General features: G+C 69.9%; 11 protein-coding genes. 10 read left to right on the top strand and 1 reads right to left on the bottom strand.

What is annotated here, in order from left to right; genetic code table 11:
• Positions 1-22: 22 nt before the first annotated feature.
• The 10 genes from ACIF80_RS33710 to ACIF80_RS33665 all read left to right on the top strand — a co-directional run bounded on the left by ACIF80_RS33710 (position 23) and on the right by ACIF80_RS33665 (position 12,492).
• Positions 23-784, top strand: coding sequence for an SDR family NAD(P)-dependent oxidoreductase (locus ACIF80_RS33710; RefSeq protein WP_055592520.1), 762 nt, complete (start codon positions 23-25; stop codon positions 782-784).
• Between the two features lie 124 nt (positions 785-908).
• Positions 909-1,730: a phytanoyl-CoA dioxygenase family protein gene (locus ACIF80_RS33705; RefSeq protein ID WP_399811803.1), complete on the top strand. Its 822-nt coding sequence runs from the start codon at positions 909-911 to the stop codon at positions 1,728-1,730.
• Between the two features lie 294 nt (positions 1,731-2,024).
• The gene (locus tag ACIF80_RS33700) at positions 2,025-3,074 is read left to right on the top strand and encodes an extracellular solute-binding protein (protein ID WP_399811801.1); all 1,050 of its coding nucleotides are present in this window, start codon (positions 2,025-2,027) and stop codon (positions 3,072-3,074) included.
• 9 nt (positions 3,075-3,083) lie between these two features.
• The gene (locus ACIF80_RS33695; RefSeq protein ID WP_399811798.1) at positions 3,084-4,877 is read left to right on the top strand and encodes an ABC transporter permease; all 1,794 of its coding nucleotides are present in this window, start codon (positions 3,084-3,086) and stop codon (positions 4,875-4,877) included.
• A gap of 13 nt (positions 4,878-4,890) precedes the next feature.
• Complete coding sequence (locus ACIF80_RS33690) at positions 4,891-6,081, top strand: ABC transporter ATP-binding protein (RefSeq protein ID WP_399811796.1); 1,191 nt, start codon at positions 4,891-4,893, stop codon at positions 6,079-6,081.
• Positions 6,082-6,236: 155 nt separating this feature from the next.
• Positions 6,237-6,998, top strand: coding sequence for a GntR family transcriptional regulator (locus ACIF80_RS33685; RefSeq protein WP_079034623.1), 762 nt, complete (start codon positions 6,237-6,239; stop codon positions 6,996-6,998).
• Positions 6,999-7,154: 156 nt separating this feature from the next.
• Positions 7,155-8,228, top strand: a complete 1,074-nt coding sequence (locus ACIF80_RS33680) for a cupin domain-containing protein (protein WP_399811794.1) — start codon at positions 7,155-7,157, stop codon at positions 8,226-8,228.
• A gap of 30 nt (positions 8,229-8,258) precedes the next feature.
• Positions 8,259-9,479, top strand: coding sequence for an FAD-dependent oxidoreductase (locus ACIF80_RS33675; protein WP_399811792.1), 1,221 nt, complete (start codon positions 8,259-8,261; stop codon positions 9,477-9,479).
• 1 nt (position 9,480) lies between these two features.
• Positions 9,481-10,464, top strand: a complete 984-nt coding sequence (locus tag ACIF80_RS33670) for an ABC transporter substrate-binding protein (protein ID WP_399811790.1) — start codon at positions 9,481-9,483, stop codon at positions 10,462-10,464.
• Between the two features lie 48 nt (positions 10,465-10,512).
• Positions 10,513-12,492 carry an FAD-dependent oxidoreductase gene (locus ACIF80_RS33665; RefSeq protein ID WP_399811788.1) on the top strand — a complete coding sequence of 660 codons (1,980 nt, stop codon included), beginning with the start codon at positions 10,513-10,515 and terminating at the stop codon, positions 12,490-12,492.
• 266 nt (positions 12,493-12,758) lie between these two features.
• On the opposite strand, the gene ACIF80_RS33660 is transcribed toward ACIF80_RS33665, so the two are convergent.
• Positions 12,759-12,968, bottom strand: coding sequence for an integrase core domain-containing protein (locus ACIF80_RS33660; protein WP_399811786.1), 210 nt, complete (start codon positions 12,966-12,968; stop codon positions 12,759-12,761).
• Positions 12,969-13,067 lie beyond the last annotated feature (99 nt).

Below are 13,067 nucleotides of genomic sequence, written 5' to 3'. Positions count from 1 at the left end.
TTCCTTCCAAGGGGGTGACCGCATGCTGGAAAAGTCCGGATTCGACGGCCTGGGAGTCGTCGTCACGGGAGCCGCCGCCGGAATCGGCGCCGCGACCGCCGAGGTGCTCGGCGGACTCGGTGCGCACGTCCTGGCCATCGACATCGACGCCGACGGTCTGACCGAACTCGCCGCACGTCTGGCCGGTTCGGGTGCCGCCTGCACCGTTGTCGAGGCCGATCTCACCGACCGGTCCGACGTGGAGCGGATCCCCCGGGCGGTGGACGAGTCCGGGATCGTGATCAAGGGGCTGGTCAACAACGTCGGGGTCAACAGCCGGCGTTCGATCCAAGACCTGGACCCGGAACAGTGGGACCGGGACCTCGCTCGCAACCTCACCAGTGCCTACCTGCTCACCCGGGCACTGCTGCCGGCGCTGCTCGCGGCACCGCGCGGCGGGTCGGTCGTGAACGTCTCGTCGACACACGCTCTGGCTGCCAACCCGGCGGCGCTGGGCTACGCCACCACCAAGTCAGGACTGCTGGGCTTCACCCGGCAGTTGGCCGCCGAGTTCGCGGACCGCGGTCTGCGGGTCAACGCAGTCTGTCCCGGACTGACGATGACCACACGGATCGCCGACCGGGGCATCCCGCAACCGCAGGAACGCCTGCGGGACCGGCTCCTCGGCGGCAGGTTCGCCGAGCCCGAGGAGGTCGCGAACGGTATCGCGTTCCTCGCCTCGGACGCCGCCTCGTACATCACCGGCGTGACCCTGCCCATCGACGGCGGCTTCACGGCCCGTTGACCCGGGCGGTCGCATGCGGTCTCACCGCCCGTCCACCCGGCCCGTCGAGGGCGGCTTCACCGGCCGTCGACCCGGGCGGGTCCCTTCGGCACGGCCAGAACCCAACCAGAGAGAGGTGTGTTCCATGACCACAGCGACGACCGGGGCCCTGTCCCCGGGCCAGGTCGACGATTACCGCCGGAACGGCTTCCTGTTCCCGCTGGATGCCATGACGGCCGATCAGGCGGCTTCCTACCGTTCGAAGCTGGAGGCGTTCGAGGCCGAATACGGCGAACGCGGCTCAGCCATCCTGCGCTCGAAGGCCCACCTGGTGCTCCCCTGGGTCAACGAGCTGATCCGGCTGGAGCCCGTGCTGGACGTGGTCGAGAGCCTTCTCGGCCCCGACATCTACTGCTGGGGCTCCTCCTTCTTCATCAAGAACCCGCACCACCCCGGATATGTGGCCTGGCACCAGGACGCCCCGTTCTCCAGCATCCCGAAGGGCGGGGAGATCATCACCGCCTGGATCGCGCTGGCGCCCAGCATGGTGGAGAACGGCTGCCTGAAGGTGGTCGCCGGCACCCACACCAAGGAGGCCGAGCACACCTTCAACAGCGACGGCTCCAACATGCTCTCCCAGGGGCAGGAGATCGCCGTCGAGGTGGACGAGAACGACGCCACGCTGATCCAGCTCCGGCCCGGGCAGTTCTCGCTGCACCACCAGTTCATCTTCCACGGCTCGGGGCCGAGCCACAGCGACGAGCGGCGCATCGGCATCGCCGTCCGCTACATGAAGCCCTTCAATCGGGAGGAGGGCACCACCGACACCGCCACTCTGGTGCGCGGCAGCGACCCGTACGGGACCTTCATCCCCGAGCCGGTACCGACCGCCGACATGGCCCCCGAGTCCGTCGCCTACCTCGACGAGCAGTTGGTCAGCCGGCACGGAGACCGCTACCGCAAGTGACCCGCCGGGCGGGGCTGTCGCGCCGTACGGCACAAGCCCCGCAGGGACCGCCCCGCCCGTTCGCGTGAGCGCCGGCCGCCCGGGGCCGTCCCGCCCCGCACGTGTCCGCCGCCCTGCCCCGTCCTTCCCGCACGCGTCAGCCGTGGGACGGTCGGTGCCACCGCCCCCCACTCCCCCGCCTGCCCCCGAGCGATGTGCCGGATCCGTCCTCCGCGACGAGCACGCCCGAACACGGCGCGGCACCGAAAGACCGACACCGGCTGTGAAACAGCCTCGCGACGAGAGGTATAGAACATGGAGTACCGCCCGCACCGGACCGGTGTGCTCACCGTGGCCGTCCTCGCCTCCCTGGCTGTGCTTACCGCCTGCGGAAAAGGCGGGCCGGGGGTGAAGGCCGGCGAGGTCGCCGCCACCGGCGAGACCCTGGTGGCCGCAGCCGCAAAGGAGGGCCAGGTCGTCTTCTACTGTTCCCTCACCCCCGCCTCGTGCGAAGCACTGGCCAAGGGGTTCGAGAAGGAATACCGGGGAGTCTCCGTCAAGGTCCTCAGAGCGACCAGCCCCGACCTCTCGGCGCGGTACGCGACCGAGAAGAAGTCGGCGGCCGAAACCGCCGACGTCATCCTGCACGCCGATGTCCCGTTCATCCAGACGGCCCTCAAGGAAGGGCTCATCACGTCCTTCGAGGACGCCGGAATGCTGCCCGCCGACCACCCCGAGAAGTGGCTCCTCGACAGCGAGGGGATCGCCGGCACGCCGTACATCGTCGACGCCCTCGGCATCGGCATCAACACCGACCTGGTGAAGCCTCAGGACCGCCCGAAGTCCTGGGCCGACCTGGGCGACCCCAAGTGGAAGGGCAAGATGAACGGCCCGCACAAGGACGGCTCCGGCTACGCCACCTACTACGGCACCGTCGACGACCACGTCGACGGCTTCCTGGAGAGCCTGAGCAAGCAGGAGATCTTCCCCGACCCCGGCGGCATGGTCAGCCTGACCGAGTCGCTGGCCGCCGGTCAGTACGCGATCCAGAGCGTGGCCAGCAAGGCCGCCATCGACAACGCCAAGGCCAAGGGCGCGCCGGTCGACATCGTCTTCCCGGAGCCCGGCGCCACGGGACCGGCCTTCGCCTACACGCTCAACCCCGAGCCCGGCCATCCCAACGCCCAGAAGCTGTTCGCCGGCTACGTCCTGTCCGAGAAGGCCGGCCAGGCGCTGCACGGCGCCAACAGCGCGATAGCCGCGCCTCAGGTGGAGACCGAGTTCGAACTGCTGCACCCCAACCTCGAGTACTACCGGCCCGCCAAGGTCGAAGAGGTCGCCAAGATCCTCAACGGCGGCAGGTGAGCGGGCACCATGAGCGAGAACTCCGTCATCGACGCCGAGCGGACCCCCGCGTCCGCCGGCCCGCCAGATGTCCCGGTGCGCCCCCTGAGCGCTCCACGCCGCAAGGCCTCCCCCACCGCCTTCCGTCTCGTCGTCCTGCTGGTGGCGGCCGGAGTGGCGCTGCTGATCGGCTATCCCCTGGTGCGGATCGTCCTCGGTCTGGTGTGGGTGGACGGCACACTGACCTTCTCGGCCGTCTCCGAGACCCTGGCCCTGCCCGGACTGGGTGACACCCTGCTCGACACGTTCATCGTGACCGGCAGCTCCGTCACGCTGGCCCTGGTCATCGGTTCGGCCTTCGCCTGGCTCAACGAGCGGACCGACGCCCGGATGGGCGTCCTCACCGACGTGCTCCCCGTCGTCAACTTCCTGATGCCCGGCATCGCGACGGCGGTGGGCTGGCTGCTGCTGATGTCCTCGGACGCCGGATACGTCAACAAGGTCATCCGCGCGGTGGCCAACGGGGTGTTCGGGGCGAACCTGACCTCCGGGCCGTTCAGCGCCAACTCCTGGTACACCGTCATCGGCGTCTACACCCTCACCCTGGTCCCGTTCGTCTACCTGGTGGTCTCGGCCGGGCTGCGCAACCTGGACTCGCGGCTGGAGGAGCAGTCCCGGATGTGCGGGGCCGGTGTGTTCACGACCCTGGTCCGGGTGACGCTGCCCGCGCTGCGCCCGAGCCTGCTCAGCGCGGCCTTCCTGGCCGTGTGGTTCGGCTTCGCGGTCTTCTCGGTACCGGTGGTGCTCGCCGAGCCGGCGGGCATCCAGATGCTGTCGGTGGAGATCGTCCACCTGCTCACCTCCTCCTACCCGCCCCAGACCGGTGCGGCGATCGGGCTGAGCAGCCTGGAACTGGTGGTGCTGGGCGTGATCTGGCTGCTCCAGCAGCGGTCCCTGCGCGGCGGCCGTACGGCGGTGATGGGCGGCAAGGGATCGGGCACCGAGCGCATCCCGCTGGGCCGGCTGCGTGGGATGGCCCGGGCGGCGATGCTGCTCTACCTGTTCTGCGCCGTGCTCCTCCCCGTGGGCGCGCTGACCCTGGTCACCCTCAACGGCTACTGGGGCAACCCCTCCTGGGAGAACTTCGGCCTGGGCTCCTTCTGGTCGATCCTCACCGACCCCGCCAACCAGCAGGCGATCGTGAACAGCCTCCTGTTCGCTCTGGTCACCGCGACGGTCGCGGTCGTGATCGGCGGCGGCATCGCCTGGCTGTCGGTCCATTCCCCGGGCACCGTGGCGAAGGCCGCCGCGGTCGTGTCCAAGGTCCCGGCCGCCATCCCGCCGGTCGTCGTCGCGGTGGGCATGGTGCTGGCCTTCGCCGGAGAGCCGTTCTTCCTCGGCGGCACCGCCCTGATCCTGCTGATGGGCTTCCTGGTGGTCGCGATGCCGGAGGCATCCATCACCTCGGAGGCCGCCGCCGGCCAGGTCGGTAAGGAACTGGGGCAGGCGTCCTCGCTCTCCGGGGCCTCGCAGGGACGCACCTTCCGGTCCGTCTACCTCCCCCTGATGCTGCCGGGCCTGGCCGCCGGCTGGACGCTGATCTTCGTCCGGATCATGGCGGACGTCGAGGCCTCGGCCCTCCTGGCGAGCACCGGGACGCCGGTGATCGGCTTCCAGCTCCTGGCCATCTTCGAAGGTGGCGGCGGATACGCCGAACTGGCGGCGCTGGCCCTCTTCGTGTCCCTCGTCTCCATGGTGATGGTGGCGGTGGTCCTGAGCGCCACCTCGATGTGGCAGGCACGCAGAAACCGTCAACAGTCCTAGAAGGAGAGCCGTCATGGCGAATGTCGTATCCCTGGACACGGGAGACGTCACGGCCCGCGAGGCCGCCGCGCACCCTCCGGCACCGGCCGCTCCGGAGCCGGCGCTCAGGATCAGGGGTGTCCGCAAGATGTACCGCCGCAGCGACGGGGAGTCGGTGCCCGCCGTCGATGACACCACCCTGGACATCCACGAGGGTGAGGTGCTGGTGCTGCTCGGTGCCAGCGGCTGCGGGAAGAGCACCTTCCTGCGGTGCATCGCCGGTCTGGAGAAGCCCGACGCCGGAAGCATCGAGAGCCGCGGGAAGATCCTGTCCTCCGCCGAGGACGGTGTCTTCGTCCCGCCCGAGCAGCGCGACATCAGCATGATCTTCCAGTCGTACGCCCTGTGGCCGCACATGACCATCTTCAAGAACGTCGCCTACCCGCTGACCACGGGCCACCACAAGGGCCTGACCCGGGAGCAGGTCCGGGAGCGGGTGATGGACGTGCTGGAGATGATGGGCATCGCGCATCTCGCGGAACAGCACCCGGCGCAGATCAGCGGCGGCCAGCAGCAGCGCGTCGCGCTGGCCCGGGCACTGGTCAAGGACTCCGGGATCGTCCTGTTCGACGAGCCGCTGTCCAACGTCGACGCCCGGGTGCGCGACCAGTTGCGCGTGGAGATCCGGGAGATGCAGAAGCGCCTGGGCTTCACCGCGGTCTACGTCACCCACGACCAGGAGGAGGCGATCGGGATGGCCGACCGTATCGCCGTCATCGACCACGGGGTCGTGGCCCATGTCGCCACTCCGCGCGAGGTCTACCTCAGGCCGGCCAACCTCAGGGTGGCGCGGTTCATCGGCAAGCTCAACGAGGTGGAGGGCACGGTCACGGCCGCCCGGGACGACGGCAGCTTCACGGTCGCCACCGCGCTGGGCGACATCGAGGCCGCCACCGGACAGGACGGCCTGCGCACCGGGCAGGAGATCGCCGCGGTCTGGCGGCCCGACCGCACGGTCCTCAACGGCGCCGACGACGGCGGGAACCGCTGGCCGGGGACGGTGCGGACCTCGGAGTTCTACGGATCCTTCACCGACAGCCGCATCACGCTGGGGGACCGGGAGCACGAGGTCATGCACTGGGCGACGGGGGACGTGCCCCTGGAGACGGGCGGCTCCGTGCGGCTCTCGGTCGCGCCGTCCGACGTCAGGGTGCTGGCGCGGTAGCCGAACGGCCGTGCCGACGACCAGGGCGCCGGCGTTCCGGATGGGAGAGACTTCTTCCTTCCGGAACGTCCGCCGAGAGAATTCCGTCCACCCGCGTACCGGTTTATCCGGCTGTTACCATGCAGGGTTGAAATGCTCCGTGACCTCCTAGGGGAATGATGCAGCACACGCCACCCCCCGCTCCTCTGTATCAGCGAGTATTCGGGGTGATCTACCAGCGGATTCGCCTGGGTGACTACCCGGCGGGAGAAGCGCTGCCCACCGAGGACCGGCTCGTCGCCGAGTTCTCGGTGAGCAAGGCGACCATCCGCAAGGCCGTGGACGAGCTCATCGCCCGCGGACTGGTATTTCGCCGGCAGGGGAAAGGGACGTTCGTGTACGGGGACGCGGAAGAGAAGATCGGCAGTGTCTTCCGGGGGTCCCTGCTCGACCTCATCTCCGGTACGCCGCGCATGCCGCTCCATGACGTCGGGGTGGAGATCGGGGTCCGTTTTCCCGCCTCGGTCCGCGCGACCCTCGGCACCGACCGGGAGACCGGCAACGTCGTCTGGAACCGGCGTACCGCCGGCGGCACGGTGTTCGTCTACTCGACCCATTATCTGGCCCCGCAGATCGAGCATTTCGCACGGGACCCCCGCCTGCGCACCGACGGGCTGCTGGCGGTGCTGCACAGCGACGGGGTGGCCATGGAGGGAGCCGAGCAGCGGGTGTCGGCGCAGCTCGCCGACACCGAGGTGGCCCGACATCTGGAGACCGAACTGGGTGCGCCGGTGCTGTTCTCCCAGCGGATCCTGAGCTCCGCGGACGGCCCCATCGACGTACTGCACAGCTGGTACCGCGGTGATCTGTACGAATGGCGTTCACGCCTGGACATCAGGAGTGACGGTGGCGTGGTCATGGTGCCCGAGGAAAGCTGACGCCCTGCACGCCGGATAAGGCAGGAATACGAGAAAGCGCACCTTCTCCAGCTTTCTGGAAAGGGTGTGCGGGTTCGGCGCTGCCTTTTCCGGTGATTTCTACGACGTTTTCGATGACCCGGTACCGGGTGTCCGAATCAGAGGAGTGGAGGAAATATGACGACGGTGGAAAACCGAATCGATTCCCTGGCCGATTCCTCGGCCAATTCACCGGCCGATTCACCGGCGGACTTCTACGAAAGGCTGGCCGGGGCGCATGTGGTGCCGCTGTGGCGGGTCCCGGGCACGGACGCTCCGGAGCCCGAACCGGCCGAGGTCCCGCACGTGTGGCGCTGGCGGGAGCTGATCCCCCTCATGGAGGAGGCGGGCCGCACCATCGACCTGGGCAGCGAGGCGGAGCGCCGGGCGCTCAACGGCGTCAACCCCGCCCGCCAGTGGGGCACGACGCACACCATGGTCGCCGGCTACCAGCTGGTCCTGCCGGGTGAGGAGGCCACCGCGCACCGGCACACCCCCGCCGCGGTCCGGCTGATGCTCGCCGGCCGGGGGCACACCACCGTCGAGGGCGAGCCGGTGCTGATGGAGCCCGGCGACCTGGTCCTCACCCCCGGATGGAACTGGCACGACCACCGCAACGCGGGCGACGAGCCCATGATCTGGCTCGACGGCCTCGACGTTCCCTTCGTCCGCGGCCTCAACGCCCAGTTCTACGAGGACTACGAGGACAAGCGGATGCAGCCGGCGCGGGTCGCCGAGGACGACAGCGTGGCGCGGTACGGCGCCGGCATCGTACCGGCCGGCCCGCGGACCGGCCGGGCGCACTCGCCCCTGATGAAGTACTCCTACGCCACCACCCTGGAGAGTCTGGAGCGGCTGCGGGAGTCGGAGGGCGACCCGGAGCACGGGGTCACCGTCGAGTACACCGATCCGCAGACCGGCGGTCCGGTGATGCCCACCCTGGGCTGTGCCGCGCAGCTGCTGCCGGCCGGGCGCCGCACCCGCCGTCGCCGGCACACCTCCAGCACGGTGTTCTGCGTGACCCGGGGCTCGGGCCACAGCGTGATCGGCGGCCGACGCTACGACTGGGATCAGAACGACTTCTTCGTCGTCCCCTCCTGGACCTGGTACGAGCACGTCGCGGCGGACGGAAGCCCGGACGTCACCCTGTTCGCCATGAGCGACCGGCCGATGCTCGAACCCTTCGGTCTCTACCGCGAACAGCTCGCCTGACCCATGACGACTCCGAGGAAAGAGGTCCCCATGGCCGGCCCGGAAAGCAGGCCGCACGTTCTCGTGATCGGCGGCGGAATCGGTGGCTTCACCACAGCCCTGGCGTGCGCCAGGCGCGGTATGTCGGTGTACGTCCTGGAACGCGCGCCGGAGATCAAGGAGATCGGCGCCGGGCTGCAACTCGGCCCGAACGCCGGCCGGCTGCTCGGCGAACTCGGCGTGCTGGACAGCGTGCTGCGCACCGCCGTGCTCCCGGAACGGTTCGTGATCCTGGACGCCTACACGGGCCGGGAGATCTACCAGGCACGGTTCGGGCAGGCGCTCGCCGAGCGGTTCGGCGCGCCGTACACGGTGATGCACCGCGCCGACCTGCTCGACACGCTGCTCCAGAGCAGCCTCGCCACCGGCCTGGTGACGGCGTTCACCGGCAAGGAGGTCGTCGGCGTCGAACAGGACGCCCGCGGCGCCACCGTCACCTGCGCCGACGGGTCGACCCACTCGGCCGACGTCGTCATCGGCGCCGACGGCCTGCGGTCCGCCGTCCGCCGCGAGGTGCTCGACGACAGCGAGCCGGCCGTCTCCCGGTACGCCATCTACCGCGGCCCCGGACCCCGCCCCGAGGGGGTGGAGGACGCGGTCACCCTGTACGCGGGCGACGGGCTGCACCTGATGCAGTACCCGATCCAGGGCGGCGAACTGCTCAACAGGGTGGCCTCGTTCCGCAGCGACCGCGGTGCGCCGGGCAGCGACACCTGGGCCACCCCGGAGGAGCTCTTCGAGAAGTTCGCCGACACCTGCGACCCCGTGCGGGAGGCGCTGCACCACCTGGACCTCGGCAAGCGGTGGGAGCAGTTCGACAGAAAGCCCATGCCCGGCTGGGCCCAGGGACGCGTCGCGCTGCTGGGCGACGCCGCCCACCCCATGCGCCAGTACCTCGCACAGGGCGCCGGCCAGGCCATGGAGGACGCCGTCGCGCTCGCCGCCGCCCTCGCCGCCAGCCCGGACGAGCCGGTCACGGCGCTCAAGGAGTACGAGGAGAACCGCTTCCCGAGGGCCGCCGCAGTGCAGCGCAACACCCGCTTCTTCGGGGAGATGGTCCACCTGGGCGGCGTCGGCGCGGTCCTGCGCGACTTCGCGTTCAGCTCCCTGACAGCGGACGACTACTCGCTCGCCGAGTGGCTCTACGGCACCGGCGGGGCGCCCGCCCCGCAGCCGCCCGCCCGGCTCGACTTCTACACCGAGGGGCGATGAAGTGACCATCGACCTGACCGTGGCCTGCGGGCCCTACGACCGCACGGCGGCGCTCGCCGACGGCCGGGTGCGCGTCCCCGGAGTAAACCTCACCTGGCTGCCCTTGAGCGCCGAGGAGATCTTCTTCCGGATGGCGCGGCACGGCGAGTTCTCCGCCTCCGAGATGTCGCTGTCCTCGTACACGCTGACGCTGGAGCGGGACCGGCCGTTCGTGGCGATCCCGGTGTTCCCCTCGCGCACCTTCCGGCACCACGCGGTGTACGTCCACGCCGACAGCGAATTCACCCACCCCGAGCAGCTCAAGGGGAAGACCGTCGGCATCCCCGAATACCAGATGACGGCCGCGGTGTGGATGCGGGGCATCTTCGACGAGCACTACGGGCTTCCGGTGGACTCGGTCTCCTACCGCACCGGTGGACTGCTGGAACCCGGCCGGACCGAGAAGCTGACCATCCACGTCCCCGGCGTGGACATCACGCCGATCGCAGAGGGGCAGAACCTCTCCGACATGCTGGAGGCCGGCGAGATCGACGCCCTCTACACCGCCCGGGTGCCCCGCCACTTCACCGACGGCACCCGCCGGGTGCGCCGGCTGTGGGCGGACCCTGCCGCCGCCGAGAAGGAGTACTTCGAGCGGACCGGCATCTTCCCGATCATGCACACCGTAGTGCTGCGACGCGACGTCTACGAGCGCAACCGCTGGCTCGCCAGGGCACTGACCGACGCCTTCCAGGAGGCCAAGGAACACGCAGACCGGGCGCTCGGCGAGACCGTCGCGCTGTCCGGGATGCTGCCGTGGGGCCATCTGGCGGCGCAGTCGGCACGAGACGTCATGGGCGAGGACATCTGGCCCTACGGCCTGGCGCCCAACCACGCCTGCCTGACGGCCTTCCTGCGCTACCTGCACGAGCAGGGGCTCACCGGACGGCTGCTGGCCCCCGAGGAACTGTTCGCCCCGGAGACCCACGAGAGCTTCGTCGTGTAGTGGGCGGCGCGCGAGCGCCGCATATGACCTACCCATTGGGAGACGCTGATGAGCAGCGGTGAGTTCGCAACGCTTCTGAGCCCCTTCGCCATCGGTGGCAAGACGGTCCGCAACCGGATCATGCTCACCACCCACAACCCGAAGATGAGCGAGGAGCGTTACCTGCAGTACCTGGAGACCCGGGTCGCGGGCGGGGTCGGGATGGTCGGCATACCGGTCCTGAACGAGACCATCTCGGCCCTGGCCTATGTCACGCCCGGCCAGCTCGACGGGATCTCCGCCCGGGACCTGGACGGCACCGCCGACCCCGAGACCGAGGAGGGCAGGGAGTTCTTCGACTCCCTCCTCCTGCCGCCGCTGCGGGCTCGCGCCGAGATCGCGCACCGGCACGGGGCGCTGGTCTTCGGCCAGGTGGCCAACCGCGGCTCCATCCGGCTGCCCGAGACCTTCCAGGCGATGGTCTCGCCCAGCGGCATACCGGACCCGCACGTGCGGGCCCAGCCGCGCGAGATGACCACCGGCGAAGTGGAGCGGGTGGTGCGGCTGTTCGCCCGGTCCGCCTCGCGCATCCAGCGGGGCGGGCTCGACGGCGTCGAGGTGCACGCCACCCACGGCTACCTGGTCGAGCAGTTCCTCTCGCCGTCCACCAACCGTCGCACGGACCGCTACGGCGGCTCACTGGACAACCGGATGCGCTTCCTGACTGAGGTGCTCGAGGCGATCCGCGAGGAGTGCGGAGCGGACTTCCCCATCGGGATGCGCATCAGCGGCCTCCAGGCCCACCCCGGCGGGCTGACCACGGACGACATCGCGGCCGTCGTCAAGACCGTGGAGTCCTCCCTGGCCTACGTCAACATCACGGCCGGGACGATCGGCGCCCTGCACGACGGCGTGGTGCTCCCCTACGTCGCCTCCAGCCACTACGAGCCCGGCTTCAACGCGGACGCCGCGGCCACCGTCCGGGAGGCGGTCTCCGTGCCGGTGATCCTCACAGGCCGGATGAACGACCCCGCGCTGATGGAGGACGTGCTCCGCAGCGGTGTCGCGGACCTGGTGGGCACCACCCGTGCCCTGATCGCCGACCCGGAGTTCGTGAAGAAGACCGCGGCCGGGCGGGCGGACCGCATCCACAAGTGCATCGGCATCAACGAATGCCACTACCCCGACCGGGTCTCCTCCTGCCCGGTGAACCCGTGGGCGGGCCGGGAGCGCGAGCTGGACGTGCCTGCTCCCACCCGGCGCAAGCGGGTCCTGGTGGTGGGCGGTGGCCCCGCCGGCCTGATGTGCGCCCGCACAGCGGCGAGCCGGGGCCACTCGGTGGTGCTGGCGGAGAAGAAGGAGACGCTGGGCGGCAAGATCACCCTGCTCTCCCGTGACCCGCACCGCCGCGAGATGGCCTCGCTGATCGACGACCTCACCCGGGAGGTGGCGGAGGCCGGGGTAGAGGTGCGGCTCGGTTTCGAGGTGACCCCCGAGTCCGTGGCCGAGATCACGCCGGACACGGTGGTCGTCGCCACCGGCGCGCTCCCGGCCCTCCCGGACCTCCCCGGCCTGGAGGAAACCCGCACCTACACCGCCCTGGACATCCTCGACACGGACCTCACGGAGCTGGGTGAGAACGTGCTGGTCGTCGGCGGCCTCAACGACCACCTCGCGCCGCTGGCCGCCGCCGACCTGCTGGCCGGCCACGGCAAGAAGGTCGTGCTGCTGTCGGAGTGCATCCTGCCCGGTCAGGCCGCCGAGCCGTCGATCCTGCACCTGCTGACGAAGCGGCTGCTGGAGAAGCACGTACGGATCGAGGCGCTCACCCAGCTGGTGAAGGGGGGAGCACGCCCGCAGGTGCGCAACGTCTTCTCCGGGGAGACCTCCGACATCGGCGCCTTCGACTCGGTGGTGTTCGCCACCGGCGCCGAGCCGGTCGACTTCCCCGAGACCGGCGGCGAGTTCTACCGCATCGGCGACTGCCTGGCGCCGCGACGGCTGGTGCATGCCACGCTCGACGGCGCCCGTATCGGCTCCCGTCTCTGAGGGGGCGCCGGAAGGCGGGCAGGGGTCTGGCGATCCCTGCCCGCCTTCCGGCGCCGGCCGGATCAGCCCTCCGTGAGATGTCTTGGTGATGGCGACGCTGCCGGCGTCAGGCTCGAAGTTCTCCGTAGGGCGTTGGAGGTGGGGGGCGTCGGCTCGACCGGTGCTTCCCGGCCAGAGTCTTCAGCATCGACGTCTCCATGACCCACCGGAGACGGCCCAGGCGGAACTGAGCTGCCCCGAGTTTCGTGGAGTTCGCGATCGTGTGATCAAGCGGTCTGCGGGACTTGCTCCTGTCTCGTCCAGTACGTCTGTTCGTACTCGTCGGGGGGCACGTAGCCGAGGGCGGAGTGGAGCCGTTCACCGTTGTACCACGCGACCCACTGGAAGACGGTCCGCTCGACCTCGTCGAAGTCCCGCCACGGACCCTGATGGTCGATCAATTCGGCCTTGAACGTGCCGTTCAAGGCCTCGGCCATCGCATTGTCTACGAGTCCGCGACGGAGCCGACCGACGCCGAGGCGCCGACCTCGGCGAGACGCTCCGTATACCGAATGGACATGTATTGCGACCCGCGG

The sequence above is a fragment of the Streptomyces sp. NPDC085927 genome (assembly GCF_044540975.1).
Lineage (GTDB): Bacteria > Actinomycetota > Actinomycetes > Streptomycetales > Streptomycetaceae > Streptomyces > Streptomyces hirsutus.
This window is presented reverse-complemented; position numbering and strand designations above follow the sequence as displayed.

What these genes read in the sequence shown, in the direction of transcription:
- ACIF80_RS33710 (WP_055592520.1), top strand. Translation starts at nt 23, where the DNA reads ATGCTGGAAAAGTCCGGATTCGACGGCCTGGGAGTCGTCGTCACGGGA.
- ACIF80_RS33705 (WP_399811803.1), top strand. Translation starts at nt 909, where the DNA reads ATGACCACAGCGACGACCGGGGCCCTGTCCCCGGGCCAGGTCGACGAT.
- ACIF80_RS33700 (WP_399811801.1), top strand. Translation starts at nt 2,025, where the DNA reads ATGGAGTACCGCCCGCACCGGACCGGTGTGCTCACCGTGGCCGTCCTC.
- ACIF80_RS33695 (WP_399811798.1), top strand. Translation starts at nt 3,084, where the DNA reads ATGAGCGAGAACTCCGTCATCGACGCCGAGCGGACCCCCGCGTCCGCC.
- ACIF80_RS33690 (WP_399811796.1), top strand. Translation starts at nt 4,891, where the DNA reads ATGGCGAATGTCGTATCCCTGGACACGGGAGACGTCACGGCCCGCGAG.
- ACIF80_RS33685 (WP_079034623.1), top strand. Translation starts at nt 6,237, where the DNA reads ATGATGCAGCACACGCCACCCCCCGCTCCTCTGTATCAGCGAGTATTC.
- ACIF80_RS33680 (WP_399811794.1), top strand. Translation starts at nt 7,155, where the DNA reads ATGACGACGGTGGAAAACCGAATCGATTCCCTGGCCGATTCCTCGGCC.
- ACIF80_RS33675 (WP_399811792.1), top strand. Translation starts at nt 8,259, where the DNA reads ATGGCCGGCCCGGAAAGCAGGCCGCACGTTCTCGTGATCGGCGGCGGA.
- ACIF80_RS33665 (WP_399811788.1), top strand. Translation starts at nt 10,513, where the DNA reads ATGAGCAGCGGTGAGTTCGCAACGCTTCTGAGCCCCTTCGCCATCGGT.
- ACIF80_RS33660 (WP_399811786.1), bottom strand. Translation starts at nt 12,968, where the DNA reads ATGGCCGAGGCCTTGAACGGCACGTTCAAGGCCGAATTGATCGACCAT.